The sequence below is a fragment of the Klenkia sesuvii genome (assembly GCF_037083825.1).
In the GTDB taxonomy this organism is placed as follows: Bacteria; Actinomycetota; Actinomycetes; order Mycobacteriales; family Geodermatophilaceae; genus Klenkia; species Klenkia sesuvii.
This window is the reverse complement of sequence record NZ_JBAPLU010000021.1, coordinates 1-15683: the sequence shown is the minus strand read 5'-3', so window position 1 is coordinate 15683 and position 15683 is coordinate 1. Positions and strand designations below refer to the sequence as shown.

At 74.4% G+C, this 15683-nt stretch carries 11 protein-coding genes and 1 pseudogene; 3 read left to right on the top strand and 9 right to left on the bottom strand.

Annotation, left to right across the window (positions count from 1 at the left end; translation table 11 throughout):
* Positions 1-97: 97 nt before the first annotated feature.
* Positions 98-1516: a glucose-6-phosphate dehydrogenase gene (locus TEK04_RS17185; RefSeq protein ID WP_336405578.1), complete on the bottom strand. Its 1419-nt coding sequence runs from the start codon at positions 1514-1516 to the stop codon at positions 98-100.
* 203 nt (positions 1517-1719) lie between these two features.
* On the opposite strand from TEK04_RS17185, the gene TEK04_RS17180 reads away from it, so the two are divergent.
* Both TEK04_RS17180 and TEK04_RS17175 read left to right on the top strand, forming a co-directional pair.
* Positions 1720-3006, top strand: coding sequence for an MFS transporter (locus TEK04_RS17180; RefSeq protein ID WP_336405577.1), 1287 nt, complete (start codon positions 1720-1722; stop codon positions 3004-3006).
* Positions 3003-3566 (top strand): DapH/DapD/GlmU-related protein, encoded by a 564-nt coding sequence (locus tag TEK04_RS17175; protein WP_336405576.1) that lies wholly within the window; start codon positions 3003-3005, stop codon positions 3564-3566. Before TEK04_RS17180 ends, TEK04_RS17175 begins: the two co-directional genes overlap by 4 nt.
* 29 nt (positions 3567-3595) lie before the next feature.
* Here the strand turns inward: TEK04_RS17175 and TEK04_RS17170 are convergent, their stop codons facing one another.
* The 6 genes from TEK04_RS17170 to TEK04_RS17145 form a co-directional block, all read right to left on the bottom strand.
* Positions 3596-5362, bottom strand: a complete 1767-nt coding sequence (locus TEK04_RS17170; protein WP_336405575.1) for a DEAD/DEAH box helicase — start codon at positions 5360-5362, stop codon at positions 3596-3598.
* A gap of 186 nt (positions 5363-5548) precedes the next feature.
* On the bottom strand, positions 5549-7165 hold the full coding sequence (locus tag TEK04_RS17165; RefSeq protein WP_336405574.1) for a hypothetical protein: 1617 nt from the start codon (positions 7163-7165) through the stop codon (positions 5549-5551).
* Between the two features lie 56 nt (positions 7166-7221).
* A complete protein-coding gene (locus TEK04_RS17160) occupies positions 7222-8907 on the bottom strand; it encodes a DNA repair helicase XPB (protein WP_336405573.1) in 1686 nt (561 codons plus the stop codon).
* Positions 8908-8974: 67 nt separating this feature from the next.
* The gene (locus TEK04_RS17155; protein WP_336405572.1) at positions 8975-9898 is read right to left on the bottom strand and encodes a DUF4240 domain-containing protein; all 924 of its coding nucleotides are present in this window, start codon (positions 9896-9898) and stop codon (positions 8975-8977) included.
* Between the two features lie 130 nt (positions 9899-10028).
* A complete protein-coding gene (locus TEK04_RS17150) occupies positions 10029-11273 on the bottom strand; it encodes a class I SAM-dependent methyltransferase (RefSeq protein ID WP_336405571.1) in 1245 nt (414 codons plus the stop codon).
* A gap of 109 nt (positions 11274-11382) precedes the next feature.
* Positions 11383-13614, bottom strand: a complete 2232-nt coding sequence (locus TEK04_RS17145; RefSeq protein ID WP_336405570.1) for a helicase-associated domain-containing protein — start codon at positions 13612-13614, stop codon at positions 11383-11385.
* A 43-nt stretch (positions 13615-13657) separates the two neighbouring features.
* Between TEK04_RS17145 and TEK04_RS17140 the strand changes: the two genes are divergently transcribed.
* Entirely contained in the window at positions 13658-14152 is a 495-nt protein-coding gene (locus TEK04_RS17140) for a hypothetical protein (RefSeq protein ID WP_336405569.1), read from the top strand.
* On the opposite strand, the gene TEK04_RS17135 is transcribed toward TEK04_RS17140, so the two are convergent.
* Together TEK04_RS17135 and TEK04_RS17130 are read right to left on the bottom strand one after the other, a co-directional pair.
* Positions 14153-15355 (bottom strand): MFS transporter, encoded by a 1203-nt coding sequence (locus TEK04_RS17135; RefSeq protein WP_336405568.1) that lies wholly within the window; start codon positions 15353-15355, stop codon positions 14153-14155.
* Positions 15356-15450: 95 nt separating this feature from the next.
* Positions 15451-15683, bottom strand: a pseudogene (locus tag TEK04_RS17130) (hypothetical protein); the annotation flags it as partial.

Below are 15683 nucleotides of genomic sequence, written 5' to 3'. Positions count from 1 at the left end.
CGCGAGGCGACCAGCGTCCGGTCCGGACCCCACCGCACGACGAAGGCCCCCTCCTGGGAGGGGGCCTTCGTCGTCGGGCCCCCCGCAGGGGGTCCTCCTACTGGCCCAGCAGCCAACCGCAGGGCGCGGCCAGCTCGTCGGCGGCGGCCGGCCCCCACGACCCGGCTGCGTAGGTCTGCACCTCGGGCCGGTCGTCGAGCAGCGGCTCCACGGCGGCCCAGGCCTTCGCCAGCCCGGTGCTGGTGGTGAACAGCGACCGGTCGCCGGTCACGACGTCGTGGATCAGCGACACGTACGGCGGAAGCGGCGTGCCGCCCTCGATGTCGGCCAGGTCGAGCGTGGTGCGGGTCTGGGTGAGCTCGAGCTGCGGCCCGGGCTTCTTGGCCACGAAGTCCAGGTCGAGGGCACCGGCGCCCGACAGCGACAGCGTGATCACGTTGCCGTGCGCGGGCACGTGGGTGACCGGGCCGTCGGGCTTGCGCAGCACCAGCGACACCTTCTGCTCCGACGCGGCGAGCTTCTTGCCGGTACGCAGCAAGAAGGGGACCCCGTGCCACCGGTCGGTGTCCACCCAGAGCCGGGCCGCGACGAAGGTGTCGGTCGTCGAGTCGTCGTCGATGCCCTCGATGTCGGTGTAGCCCTCGAACTGGCCGAGGACGACGTCCTCCTTGGCCAGCGGCCGGAAGGCCGCCAGCACCGACTCCCGGGCCTCCTGCAGCGACGCCGGGGACAGGTCGACCGGGGGCTCCATGGCAACCTCGGCGGCGACCTGGAACAGGTGGGTGACCAGCATGTCCAGGGTGGCGCCGGTGGCGTCGTAGAACTCGGCGCGCTGGGCGACGTCGAGGGTCTCGGGGACGTCGATCTGCACCTGCTGCACGTGCTCACGGTCCCAGACGTGCTCGAACAGCCCGTTGGCGAAGCGCAGGACGTGCAGGTCCTGGGTGCCCTCCTTGCCGAGGAAGTGGTCGATGCGGAAGACCTGCTCCTCGTCGAGCACCGACAGCACCAGCTCGTCGAGCTCGCGGAAGGACTCGGGGCTGGTGCCGTAGGGCTTCTCGTAGACCACCCGGGAGCCCTCGGCCAGGCCGTGCTCCTCGAGGCCCTTGGTCAGCTTCTCGAACGCCGAGGGCGGGACGGCGAGGTAGTGCACGTGCTGGGGGTCCCCACCCATCTCCTGCTTGGTCTCCTCCAGGACGTCGAGGAGGCTGCCGGGGTCGGTCTCGTCGAACCCGCCGCCGGCGAAGCGGAGGTTCGCCACGAAGTCGTCCCAGGGCCCGTCCTCGGGCTTGGGTCCGAACTCGGTGAGCGCGTCGTGCACCCGGCCCTGGAAGTCCTCGTGCGACACGTCGCCGCGGCCGTTGCCGACCAGCCGCCACTCCTTCGGGAGCAGGCCGTGCTGGGCGAGCTGGTAGAAGGCCGGCAGCACCATCCGCCGGGCGAGGTCACCGGTGGCTCCGTAGAGCACGAAGATCGTGGGGGGCAGGTCGGTGTCGGTGGTCCCGTTCTCGGGCACGGTCGTCCTCTCGTCGCGCGGTTCTCCGGCGCGACCATGCCCGCACCACCTCGACGTATGCCTGTGGATCGGCATGAGGCTGCTCTCAGGGTCCGGCGCCGGCGCCCTCCGGCCAGGCCGCGCGCGTGCGACCCCGGCGCGCGGGCCAGGGGCGGCGTCGCTAGCGTGACGCGGGTCCCAGTGCCGCCTCGTCGGGAGATCCCGTGTCCACCACCGCAGCACCCGAGGTCGAGCACAAGCTCCCCGTGAAGACACTGGTCTCGGCCAGCATCGGCAACGCGGTCGAGTGGTTCGACTGGACGGTCTACGCGACCTTCGTCGTGTACTTCGCCGGCCAGTTCTTCCCCAGCGACAACGAGGCCCTGGCGCTGATCGGCGCCACGTCGACCTACGCGCTGGCGTTCTTCTTCCGCCCGCTGGGCGGCTGGCTGCTCGGCCGGTTCGCCGACCTGAAGGGCCGCAAGGCCGGCATGCTGCTGACCATCCTGCTGATGGCCGGCGGCTCGCTGGTGATCGCGGTGCTGCCCACCTACGAGGCGGTGGGCTGGCTGGCGCCGGTCCTGCTGCTGCTGGCGCGGGTGGCGCAGGGCATGAGCCTGGGCGGTGAGGTGTCCAACGCGTCGGCCTACCTGGCCGAGATCGCCCCGCCGGCGCGCCGGGGCCGCTACTCGGCGTTCTTCTACATCTCCACCGGCAGCGCCCTGCTGGTCGCCTCGCTCATGGGCGTGGCGCTGACCAGCGCGTTGAGCGAGGACCAGCTGCAGGCCTGGGGCTGGCGGATCGCCTTCGCCGTCGGCGGTCTGCTGGGCATCGTCGGGCTGTGGCTGCGCCGGTCGCTGGCCGAGACCGACCAGTTCGAGGAGAACGCCGAGAAGGCCAGGGCCACCAAGAACCCGCTGTGGCTCACCCTGCGCGACCACCCGCGGGCGGTCGCCCAGCTGTGCGCCTTCACCATGCTGTCGACGCTGAGCTACTACACGTTCTTCTCCGCGCTCACCCCGTTCGCGATCAACTTCCGCGACGCCGACGGCACCGACGTGTTCATCGCGCTGTCGATCGGGACGGCGTTGTTCGTCGCCGCCTGCTACCCCTTCGGCGCGCTGTCGGACCGGTTCGGCCGCAAGCCGCAGATGCTGGTCTGGTCCGGCGCCATCGCCGTCCTGATCGTGCCGCTGTCGTTCCTGGTGCAGCCGAACCTGTTCTCCCTCGTCGTGGTGTTCAGCGTCGGGCTGGTGCTCTACGCCCTGCTGGCCTCGATCGCGCCGGCGATCATGAGCGAGCTGTTCCCCACCGAGCTGCGCGGCGTGGGCATCGGTGCCTGGTACAACCTCACGGTCGCGGTCTTCGGCGGCACCGCGCCGCTGGTCATCACCGCGCTGAGCGAGGCCGGCCACCCGCTGGTTTTCTTCTGGTACGTCGCCGGCGCCGCGGTCATCGCGTTCCTGACCATCCTGACCCTGCCCGAGACCAAGGGCTCGCAGCTGCGGTGAGCCGCGTGCTCACCGCGCCGCTGTGGTGGGTGGTGGAGCGGGCCGATGCCGGGCCCTACCTGCGCCGCGACGCGCAGCGGTTCGTGGAGTGCCTGCCGCGGCCGGGGTGGGCGGCGCTCTCGCCGCGCGCCCGGTTCGGCCGGCTGGTGGTGCACCACCCGGAGTTCCGCTCGGTCGTGCACCACCGGCTTACGCCGCTGCCGAGGGTGCTGCGCTGGCTGCTGCGCCGCACCTACCCGCCGCTGGCGTCGCTGCACATCGGTGCTCCGCACGTGGGGCCGGGCCTGTTCGTCGAGCACGGCTACGGCACGGTGCTGACCGCGTCCTCGGTGGGGGCGGACTGCTGGGTCAACCAGGGCGTCACGGTCGGGCACACCGGCCGCGGCCAACCGGTGATCGGCGACCGGGTGCGGTTGGGTGCGAACGCCGTCGTCGTGGGCCCGGTGCGGGTCGGCGACGGCGCGGTGGTGGGTGCCGGTGCCGTGGTGCGCACCGACGTCCCGGACGGCGCGGTCGTGGTGCCCCCGGAGGCGGTCCCGCTGCGCCGGCCCTCGCCATGAGCACCGCGCTGACCCCCCCCGGCAGGGCGTCAGAGCATCGTGCGCAGCCGCTCCCGGCGCATCCGCAGGACGTCGACCGATGCGCTGGCCGACGGCGGACCGGGCACCGACTGGCGCAGCTGGGTGTGCACCACGGCGTGCGGCGTCGAGGTCTTGGCCGACACCCGGGACACCAGCCGGTTGATCTCCCGGCGCAGCTCGGCGGCGTCGCGCCAGCCGTTGGTCTCGTGCTCGTCGGGGTGCTCCTCGACCAGCATGACGTCGCCGTCGTCGTGCTTGTGGCTGGCCGCGATGCGCAGCCGCAGTTCGTCGTCCCGCTTGCTCAGCAGCTCGGCGGTCTGCTCGGGGGTGAGCAGCCCGGGGATGCCGACGAACTCCTCGTCCTCGGCGGCCAGCGCCGTGGGCCGGTTGCCGGCGCCGGTGTGCGCGGTGCCGCCGTGCAGGACGTGGGCGAACCGGGCGTCGGCCTCCAGCATCTCGTGCTGGGACAGTGCGCCCTCGCGGGGCTCGCGCGGCGGGAGGTCGAGCTCCTCGAGGTCCTCCTCGGTCTTCCGCGGCGGCGGCATGACGTGGTTGCGCTGCTCCTCCATCGACGCGGCCAGCGCCAGCAGTGGCCGGACGGCGGGCAGGAAGACGGTCGCGGACTCCTGCGGGTCGCGGGCGCGCACGACGCGGCCGACGGCCTGGGCGAAGAACAGGGGGGTGCGGTAGGAGGTCATCCAGGCCAGGACGGCGGCCCGGGGGATGTCAACGCCCTCGGAGACCATGCGCACGCAGACCGCGATGCGGGCCGACCCGGTGGCGAAGCGCTCGATCTTCTTCGACGCCTTCGGGTCGTCGGAGAGGATCAGCTCGGGTGCCTTGCCGGTGATCCGGCGGACGATGCGCGCGTAGGCGCGGGCGTCGTCCTGGTCGGAGGCCAGCACCAGGCCCGCGGCGTCGGGCATGCCGTGCTCGCGCAGGTGGGTGATCCGCTCGTCCATGGCGGCGATGACGTGCGGCACCCACTGGCCCTTGGGGTCCAGCACGGTGCGCCAGGCGGCCATCTCGACGCTCTTGGTGCCGGCCTCGGTCAGGGACGCGGCGACCACCTCGCCGGCGGAGTTCCGCCAGCGCGCGGTGCCGGTGTAGGCCGCGAAGACCACGGGCCGGACGACGCTGTCGGCCAGCGCCTCCTTGTACCCGTAGGTGTAGTCGGCCCGGCTCGCGAGCCCCACGCCCCGCTCGCCGTCGTCGGCCTCGAAGGTGTCCTCCTCGTACCGCACGAACGGGATGCGCTCGTCGACCTTGGTGCGGAACGGGGTCCCGGTGAGGCACAGCCGGCGGGCGACCATGCCGAAGGCGTCGGCCACCGCCTCGCCCCAGGACAGGCCGTCGCCAGCGTGGTGGATCTCGTCGAGGATGACCAGCGACTTCACCGCGGTGGCCCGGGCGGCGTGCAGCATCGGCTTGCCGGCGACCTGGGCGTAGGTGGTCACGTAGCCCTGGGTCCCGGCGCGCACCGGACCCACGGCGTTGGTGAGGCCGGGGTCGAGCACGATGCCCGCGCGGTCGGCGGCGTCGGCCCACTGCAGCCGCAGGTGGTCGGTGGGGGCGACGACGACGACCCGGGCGACCTCGCGGCGGGCCAGCAGCCGGGCGGCCAGCGTCAGGGCGAAGGTGGTCTTGCCGGCACCCGGGGTCGCGGTGACCAGGAAGTCCTTGGGGGAGGTCTCCTCGTAGCGCTCGAGGGCCTGCTGCTGCCACGCGCGGAGGGGGCGGGCGCCGGCGGCGTAGACGGGTGCGGGAGAGGCCATGGCGTGGTCCATCTTGACCCGGGATCGACCGACACGCCCAGGCCGGGTTGCCCTTCGTGTGCCGCCCGTCGTCGTGTAGAGGCACGACCTGTACGGGGTTGACCTGCACGTTCGCGGATGACCTCGGCCGCTGTGTGGCTCACGTCTCGTCTGCGTCGGACCGTTCCGTCCCGTGCGCCCCGCGCGTCAGCGCGGCCGGCGGGGGTCGTCGTCCTCGTCGTCCCCGTCGTCGTCCCCGTCGTCGTCCCCGTCGTCCTCGGGCCAGTCCTCGTCCCGGTCCTCGTCCCAGTCGTCGTCGCCCACGTCGTCGGGCCACGGGGCGGGGGAGGGGAGCAGGTCGGGGACGGCGAGCAGGGCGTGCAGAGCAGCCCGGTCGAGCACCTGGGCCGGACCGGCCGGCAGCAGCAGGCGGCCATCGGGCAGCTCGAGCAGGCAGGCGGCGCCGGGCTCGGCGGTGCCCCGCAGCCGCAGGTCCGCACCGGCGCCCGCGGCGAACGCGGCCACCGTCCCGGCCGGCAGGGGCTCCACGAGCGGGACGGCGAGTGCGTTGCCGTGCACGCCGGTGAGCAGCACCTGTGGCCGGCCGGAGGTGGTAGCGGTGAGCAGCCCCGGCGCGGGCACCGGGGAGACCCGGGCGGCTGCGTGGACGGCGGTCGTGTGCCGCCAGGTGTCCACCGCGCGGGGCACCCGCCAGGCCGTGAACCCCCCCGCTGCCAGCAGTCCCCACCCGACGAGACCGCCGGCGCCGGTGACGGCAGAACTGAACGCGACGCCGAGGCCGGCCCCGGTCCACGGCGACCACAGCGTGGTGACGAGCCGCCGGGGCGCTCCGGGCACCTGCGCCCCACCCGGTCGGCGTGCCGACTCCCAGCTGCCCGGCGGGGTGCGGCGCAGGCCGAAGGGGGACAACCGTCGGGCGACGTCGGCCGCGTCCTCCCCGGGGCCAGCCGCGAGGTCGGCCCAGGTCAGCTCCCGGCGGTCCACCCGCAGCGCGTCCCACGGCACCGGGGCCACCGCGGCGACGCGCGGCATGCGGAGGCGCCGTGCGACGTGCACCGCGCCCGGGGCGCCGACCAGCCCGGCGACCACCACGACGGTGGCCACCACCCAGAAGGGCTCGTCGGAACCGGGGAACGGCGGGCCCATCACCCAGATGGTCAGCCGGGCGCCCGCGGGCAGGTCGTCGCAGGAGACCTCCGCGGAGGTCTCGCCGCCGCCCGGGACCGGCCACCGGACCTGGCAGAACCCGCTCTCGCTGCCGGGACCGGTGACGGTCGACTCGACGGTGTAACCGCTGAGCACGGACCAGCCGCAGAGCAGGACCCAGATCCCGGCCAGCCCGAGGCTCACGACCGCCCAGGGTCGGACGCCGGCCCGGCGTGCCGAGCCGGGGCGCAGGCCGTCCGGGGCGTCGGAGGCGAGGGCGGCGGCGACGGTGGGCACGTCCCGGGTCCGCAGGCGGAGCGCGGCGGTGCGCCCGGAGGGCAGGGCCAGGTGCAGCAGCCCCTCGTCGGCCTCGTCCTGCAGGCGGCGAGCCGGGGCCTCCGGGGTGTGCGCGAGCACGAGCGAGCCGCTCAGGACGACGGGCGGGTCGGTCGGCCCACCGGTCCACCGGACGCCCGACCCGGCCAGCTCCAGGCGACCACGACGGGGCCGGGCGCCGTCCAGCCCCAGGCGCCCCGAGCAGCGCACCACGGCACCGAGCGCGTGCCGCCGACGGCGCCGTGCGCCGAGGCCGTCCCTGACCAGCAGCACGACGACGCCCACCGCGACGGTGGCGACCAGGTGCCAGACGTAGTCCACGCCTGATGATCTCGGCAGCCGTGGTCGTCGACTGCACGACTGCGGTGCAGCCGAGGTCAGTCCGAGGGCTCGTCCACCCAGTCGGGGCCGTTGACCTCGCCGCGGCCGGCCAGGTCCGCGGCGTCGACGATCGTGTACGCGTACCCCTGCTCGGCCAGGAACCGCTGCCGGTGGGCGGCGTACTCGCTGTCCAGGGTGTCGCGGCTGACCACGGTGTAGAAGTGCGCCTGCCGGCCGTCGGCCTTGGGTCGCAGCACCCGCCCCAGCCGCTGCGCCTCCTCCTGCCGCGAGCCGAAGGTGCCCGACACCTGGACGGCGACGGCGGCCTCGGGCAGGTCGATCGAGAAGTTCGCCACCTTGGAGACCACCAGCGTGCGGATCTCCCCGGACCGGAACGCGTCGAACAGCTTCTCCCGCTCGCGGTTGGTGGTCGAGCCCTGGATGACCGGTGCGTCCAGCGCCCGGCCGAGGTCCTCGAGCTGGTCGAGGTAGGCGCCGATGACCAGCTTCTGCTCCTCGGGGTGCCGGTCGAGGACCCGCCGGATGACCGGCAGCTTGGACGACGCGGTGGCCGCGATGCGGTAGCGCTCCTCGGGCTCGGCGACGGCGTAGGTCATCCGCTCCTCGTCGTCGAGGGAGACCCGGACCTCGATGCACTCGGCCGGGGCGATGTAGCCCTGCGCCTCGATGTCGCGCCACGGCGCGTCGTAGCGCTTGGGCCCGATGAGGGAGAAGACGTCGTCCTCGCGGCCGTCCTCGCGCACCAGGGTCGCGGTGAGGCCGAGCCGGCGGCGGGACTGCAGGTCGGCGGTCAGCCGGAAGATCGGCGCGGGCAGCAGGTGCACCTCGTCGTAGACGATCAGGCCCCAGTCCTGGGCGTCGAAGAGGTCGAGGTGGCGGTACTCGCCCTTCCGGCGGGTGGTGATCACCTGGTAGGTGGCGATGGTGACCGGGCGGATCTCCTTGCGCTCGCCCGAGTACTCGCCGATCTCGTCCTCGGTGAGCGACGTACGGGCGATGAGCTCGCGCTTCCACTGCCGCCCGGCGACGGTGTTGGTGACCAGGATCAGCGTGGTCGCCTTCGCCTCGGCCATGGCCGCGGCGCCGACCAGCGTCTTGCCGGCCCCGCAGGGCAGGACGACGACGCCCGAGCCGCCGGCCCAGAACCCCTCGGCGGCGGCCTGCTGGTAGTCGCGGAGGTGCCAGCCCTCCTGGTCGAGCTCGATGGGGTGCGCCTGGCCGTCGACGTACCCGGCGAGGTCCTCGGCCGGCCAGCCGACCTTGAGCAGGGCCTGCTTGAGCCGGCCGCGCTCGGAGGGGTGCACCACGAAGGTGTCCTCGTCGATGCGCGGGCCGAGCATCGGGGCGACCTTCTTGCTGCGCGACACCTCGGTGAGCACCGCCCGGTCGGTGGTGGTCAGCACTAGCCCGTGCACCGGGTTGTTGGCCAGGGTCAGCCGGCCGAAGCGGTCCATGGTGTCGGCGACGTCGACCAGCAGCGCGTGCGGCACCGGGTAGCGGCTGTACCGCACCAGCGCGTCGACGACCTGCTCGGCGTCGTGCCCGGCGGCACGGGCGTTCCACAGCGCGAGCGGGGTGACCCGGTAGGTGTGCACGTGCTCGGGGGAGCGCTCGAGCTCCGCGAACGGCGCGATCGCGGCCCGGCACTCCTTGCTCTGCGGGTGGTCGACCTCCAGCAGCAGGGTCTTGTCCGACTGCACGATCAGGGGTCCGTCGCTCACAGCTCTCCTCCGCGTCCGTCCATCGAGAAGGTAACCGCGTGCACCGACAGGACCTTCCCGCCGCAGGTCAGCCCGGGCTGAGCAGGTGCCGTCCGGTGGTGGCCCAGGAGTCCAGCGCGGGGCGCCCACCGTGGTCGTCCGGGAGGCAGGCGAGGAGGACCTCGGCGCCGAGCGCGCGGAGGGCGGTCGCGACGTCCGCGCCGGTCCACGCGACCCCCGTCGCCCGCGGGAAGGTCCGGGTGCCCTCGGTGACCAGCCCGCCGAACTCGTCCTGCACCCTCGGGGCCACCGCGGTCCCCGAGTCGGGCTCGTCGGCGAAACGGATCGTGACCACCAGCTGGTCGAGGTCCGGCTCCGGCAGCCCGCCGCCCTCGGTCACGGCGGAGCAGAGGTCCCCGACCACCTGCCAGGTGACCTCGTCGTCCACCCACCTCGCGAAGAGCTCCATCACCATCGGTGTGCCGTCGGGCTCCCACCCCTCGACCGTCTCGGTGGCGTCCTTGACCAGCAGCGCCACCGGCTGGCGACCGTGTTCGTCGTACGCGGGCCGCGGTGACCAGTGCGCCTCGTTCGAGCCGGTCTCGTAGCTGACCGACGTCTCGTGGTCACCGGCGACGTACAGCAGTTCCTCGCCGTCGTCCCACGGTCGGCGTTCCAGGGACGTCGGGTCGGCGATCGCCGCGGCGACCGCATCGCGCCCGGCGGCGACCACCGCGGCTCGCAGGTAGAGGAAGGAGTCGTCGGACAGCGGGATCGGCGGCTCGTCGGGGGCGTCGGCCCAGCGGATCGTGCGGTCGGCGAGGGCCTCCCGGTCGAGCTCGAAGAGCACGAGGGCCAGCCGCTCGGCGAACGCGCGCGACGTCCTGGGTCCGCGCCGCTCCAGCTCCGCGGTCAGCCGCAGCACCGGCTCGCCCACGGGCTGGCCGTCCAGGAGCGCGATCAGCTGCCAGAACTCGTCCTCGGGCAGGGGATCGGCGCGGCGCGTCGGCATGCCCGGGATCCTCCCAGGACGACGGTGCACGTGGAGTGCGGGGTTCTCGCCCTCTCCGGGGCGGTCCCGGGGGCGGGAACCCCGCAACCGGACGGCGTGGGACCCCGACGGCGTGGGACCCGGACGGGCGTCAGACCCAGGCGGTGCGGCGCAGCGGGGGCTGTGCGCCGCCGGGCTTGACCGCCAGCACCTGGTCCACCCCCATCGCACCGCCCTCGAAGGCCAGTGCGCAGGCGGCCATGTACAGCCGCCACACCCGCGCCCGGCCCTCGGTGCCGGCCGCGACCGCGTCGTCCCAGCGCTCCTCGAGCCGACGCACCCAGGCCCGCAGGGTGAGGGCGTAGTGCCGGCGCAGCGCCTCGACGTCCACGACCTCCAGGCCGCCGCGCTCGATCGCGCCGACCATCTCGCCCAGCCCCAGCAGCTCGCCGTCGGGGAACACGTAGCGGGCGATGAAGGTGTCCTCGTCCCAGCTGGTCTCGCCGGCGTTCCAGGCGATGGCATGGTTGAGCAGCCGGCCGCCCGGGCGCAGCAACCCGACGAGCTGGTCGACGTAGTCGCCGAGCCGTGCCCGGCCCACGTGCTCGGCCATGCCGATGGAGCTGATCGCGTCGAAGGGGCCGTCGGCGACCTCGCGGTAGTCCTGCACCCGGATTTCGACCCGGTCGGTCAGCCCGGCCTCGGCGACCCGCTTGCGGGCCAGCGTCGCCTGCTCCTCGGAGATGGTGATGCCCACGACGGTGGCGCCGTACCGGCCGGCGGCGTGGATGGCCATGGAGCCCCAGCCGCAACCGACGTCGAGCAACCGGTCGCCCTCGCCCAGCCCCAGCTTGCGGCAGACGAGGTCGAGCTTGGCCTCCTGCGCGGCGTCGAGGCCGACGTCGGGGGTGTCCCATACCGCGCAGCTGTAGACCATCGAGGGGCCCAGCACGTACTCGTAGAAGTCGTCGCCCACGTCGTAGTGGTGGGCGATGGCCGCGGCGTCCCGGCGGCGGGTGTGCCGCAGCCCGTGCCGGCCCAGGTCGGCCTCCTCGGCCGGCGGCTCGGGGTCGGTGCCCAGTCCGCCGAGGTCGGCGACCGTGCGCAGCAGGGCGGCGCGCTCGGTCAGGGTCAGCGGCCGCATCGGGCCGGTCTCGGCCAACCGGCCGGCCGAGCTCAGCGCGGTGAAGGTGTCGAAGACGTCGTCCTCGATGTCGATGTCGCCCGAGACGTAGGCGCGCCCGAGGCCGAGCTGGCCGGGTGACCACAGCAGCCGGCGCAGCGCGCGCCGGTTGCGGACGGCGACCACCGGCGCACCGGACGGGCCGGCGACCGACCCGTCCCAGCCGCGCAACCGCACCGGCAGCTCCGCGCTGCCCAGCACGGTCCCCAGCACCGTCGCCAACCTCGCCGCGACCGTTCGCCCACCCGACATGCCCATCCACCACCGACTCGTTGTCCGGACCAACCATCAGGACAAGTCGATCACGGGGTGGTGCATTCCGTCAGTCGTCGACGAGGTCCACCGAGGTGATCCGGTGCACAGCGAACGTGCGCTGCTCGCCCCGCCCCTCGTCCCACCCGTTGAGGAACCCGCCACCCAGGGTGAGCGGCTGCACCGCGCGACGACTGCCGGAGCCCTGCGCGTCGACGTACCCCAGCCACACCTGCTTCTGCTCCCGCACCGCCCGGCCCAGCAGCTCGAGGGTGGTCGCCGTCGTCACCCCGGGCACGTGCCGGGCGGCGTCCTCCCGGCGGGCCGCGAGCGCGGCGTCCCCCGCCCGGATCTCCCGGACGGTGGCCGCCACCTCCTCGCCCCCGAGCGGACGCGGCCCGGCCGGTGGTCGGGTGCCCGGCCGCGCGGTCGCGCGGGGCCGCCCCGGTGGCCGCGTGAGGACGGCGCCCCCGGCCGACTCCCCGGCCGGCGCGTAACCGCACGCCCGCAGCGCCTCGAGCACCTCGTCGGCCGGCAACCCGCTCACCAGCACCCCCGGGGCCAGGCGGCGCAGCTCGGCCGGCGCGGTCCGCCGGTCCGACAGCACCTGGGACAGCAGGCCGTGGTCGTCGCTGCGCACGTAGCTCTCGATCGAGCCCACCCGCAGCCGGCCGTGTTGGCGGGCCACGTCGTCGACCAGGTAGTCCAGGGCCTGCGGCACCGGGGTGCGCGAGGAGGCGGCGAAGAAGTCGTGCAGCTCGGGCGCCGACCAGCCGGAGTCCAGCGCCCGCCGGACACTGGCCTCCGACACCCGGAACACCGTCGCCCCGCCCGAGGACTCGACGTCGGCCACCGTCGCCAGCGTGCGGGCCAGGTCGGCGACCAGCGGTCCGGGCGCGACGAGGGAGAGGTCGGGCTGGGCCAGCACGTGGTCGACCGGCTCGGGCAGCAACCCGCGCACGCCGTCCGCGGCGCCGTCCTCGCCGCCGGCGAGCAGCCCGCGCCCGCCGGAGGACAGCGCACCCCCGACCACCAACCCGAGGCGCTCGGCCTCGGCGAGCAGGTCGGGCACGAGCACGAAACGGTCGGCCCGCCGGGGGCTCTGCCACCTCAGCAGGTCCTGCAGGTCGTCGGTGGCCAGGCCGTGCCCGGCGGGGAGCGTGCCGAGGGCCTCCAGCAGCACGCGGCGCACTGCGGGCATGGTGTGCCGGACGACGTCGGGGGAGAGCACGTTGACCGCCTTGCCGCCCGTGTCCCGCTGCCCGACCAGGGCGATGAGCCGCACCGAGTCCAGCCAGGCCGCGGCCAGCAGCGCCCACCGCTCGGGCAGCGGCTGCTCGCGCCAGGTGTCGTACCCGCGGCTGGGCAGCCACTCGTCGCGGTGCGGACCGCCGAGGTCGAGCAGCCCGGCGGCGTGCGCGACCTCCACCAGGAACGCGGCCGACGTCTCGTCGACCCCGAGGGTCTTGGCCAGACGCTTCTGGTCGCGGATGCTCATCCCGCCGCTGCGGAGCAGCCCGGCGGGGTCCTCCTCGAGGGCGGTGAGCAGCTCGCCGACCCGGCCCACGGTCTCCAGCGCGGCCCCGGCGGCCCGCCGGTCGAGCACCGCGGGGTCGCGCTGGCTCGTCGGCGGTTCGGGTCGGGTGCGCACGGGGCCGTAGGGCCGGTCCGCGCGCAACGCCAGGCCGTACTGCCGGGGCAGCTCGACGTTCGCGGCGTCGATGCGGGTGAGCAGACCGCGCTGCAGCAGACGGCGCGCGGGGCCGGCCGGTGCGGTGCCGCGGACGTCGACCGGCAGCCGACCGACCGGGTTGTCCCCGGCGAGCGCCGCCAGGACGCCCCGTTCCTCGTCGTCGGCGGTGGCGAGGTCACCCTCGACGTCGGCCGGGGGCGGCGTGCGCGGCCGACCGAGACCGGCCGGGTGCTTGACGGCTCGGCGGACCGGTTCGGGGGCGTGCAGGACGTCGTCGCCCCACAGCAGAGCGCGGTCGGTGAGCAGCCGCAGCGCCTCGTCGACCGGGGCCCCGGGCAGGGCGGCGGCGACGTCGGCGCGGGTCATGCCGTCGGTGGTGGCCAGCAGCACCACGTCGAGCACCTGCAACGTGCCGGCGTCCAGCTCGTCGAGGGCGCGGTCGACCGACACGGGCACGGCCAGCCGGGTGGCCAGCCCGACGACGTCGGAGGGCGCGGGCCGGGCGACGTCGGGGCGGAGGGTCAGCAGGGCGCCCAGCTGCTCGTCGCTGCGGGTGCGCAACCACGCGGCCAGCGTGGCGGGAGCCGGGGTCGGCTGGGTCGTGGCCATCCGCTCAACGCTACGACGCGTGCGGGGTGACAGCATCGCGTGCGTGCCCGGTGCCCTCGACGACGCGCGGACCCGTACCGACCTGGCCGCCACCCGGGCCGGTGCGCTGCGCTGGCTGGGCGGGGGTGCGGTCGCCGTGGTCCTGGCGGTGGTGCTGGCGGTGGCGACCGTGCAGGCCGTGTCGGGGGGCGGGCAGCGGGTGCCCTTCGCCGGCCTCGTGGTCGTGGCGCTGGTGCTCGGCGGAGTGGCTGCTGTGGTGGCCGGTGCCGGCTCGCTGCTGCGGGTGGCGGCCTGGACCCGGGGCCTGGCGGAGACGGAGTGGCGGCCGGGCACCCTGCGCATCGCCGGCCCGGCCACCCTGCGGGTCGAGCTCGACGGCGAGGACGTCGACCTGCGGCTGCAGTCGACCACCATCTGGCGCACCCGCGCCGTCCAGCGCCTGGACGGCCGTGCGGTGCGCGTGGCCGAGGTAGGCCGCGACCGCTGGGTGCTCACCGCCGACGGCGCCGGCACCCTCTACGGCGCGCGCCCGGCCTAGCTAGTTCGCGTCGGCGTGCGCCACGTGTCGCAGCTGCCCCCAGATGAGGACGACGAACAGCGCCGAGCCCGCGAAGGCGAACCAGAACGGGCCGGTCACCGAGGTGTGCTGGGCGATGACCCCGCCCACCGCGGCACCGATGACCAGCCCGCCGAACGTGCCCACCAGGTTGACGCTGTTGACCCGGCCCTGCAGGTCGCGCGGGACGGCGCGCTGGCGCACGGTGACCGACGTGGTGCCCCAGACGAACGCGTGCGCCCCGAACACCACGAACACCGGCATGGCCACCCACGGCGAGCTGGTCAGCGCCAGCGCGAGGTGGGTGAGGGTCTCGATCACCAGTCCCACCCGCAGCAGGTTGCCCAGGCTGACCCGCGCGGTGATCCACCCGTAGGCGGCGATGCCGGCCACGCCGCCGACGGCCTGCGCGGTGGTGACCAACCCGAACCCGACCTCGCCGAGCCCGAGGTGCACGGTGGCGTAGAGCACCAGCACCGACCAGGCGGCACCGAAGGTCAGGTTGAAGCTGAAGATGGTGAGCACCAGCGTGCGGACGGCGGCGTGGTGCCGCACCCACCGGAAGCCCTCGACGATCTGGCTGTGCACCGCCCGGCGGGCCACGGGTTCGGCTGGCGGCAACAAGATGCGGGCGACCAGGACCGCGCCCAGGGCCACGAGGACCGCCACCGCGCCGAACGCCCATGCTGCGCCCACGGTGAACAGCGCCGCCCCCAGCGGCGGGCCGGCCAACTGGTTCACGGTGATGAACCCCGCGGTCATGCGGGCGTTGCCCACGGCGAGGTCGTCGCGGTGCACGAGCGTGGGCAGCAGGGTCTGCGAGCTGTTGTCGGCGAACACCTCGGCGGTGCCCAGCAGGAACAAGGCGGCCAGCACGGCGGTGATGCCGATGTGGTCGGTGGCGACGGCGAGGGTGAGGACGACGAGGACGCCGGCCCGCAGCAGGTCCACCACCACGACCAGCCGCCGCCGGTCCACCCGGTCGGTGACCGCCCCGGCGAGCAACCCGAACAGCAGCGGCGGCAACCACTGGACGCCGGCCGCCAGCGACACCAGGAACGGGTCGCGGGTCAGCGAGGCGACCAGCAGGGGCCCTGCGGCCAGGGCGATGCCGTCGCCGAGGTTCGACGTCCAGGACGACGCCAGCAACCAGCGGAAGCCGGTGCCCAGGCGTGCCGGCGCCACGGTCTCGACGATTCCCCCCACGAGGCCCCGACCCTAGGTGCCGCCGCCCGCCGTGTCGCTCGAGTTCGCACTCGGCGCACCCACCCGCTGGCCCGTCAGACCCGCTGCGGGAACAGGGGTGGGTCTGCGGTGTGCAGGTCGGGGAGCGGGTGGCCGCCGGTGTCGGTGAGGACGCCAGTGATGATCTCCCGGCCGCCGGGGCGGAACGTGCGCCAGTGCTTCTCGTCGGGGTCCCATCGCAGTGCGTAGCCGTGGTGGACCTGGGTGTGGTGGCGTTCGCACAGCAACGCGGTGTTCTCGAGGCTGGTGGCGCCGCCGTCGATCCAGT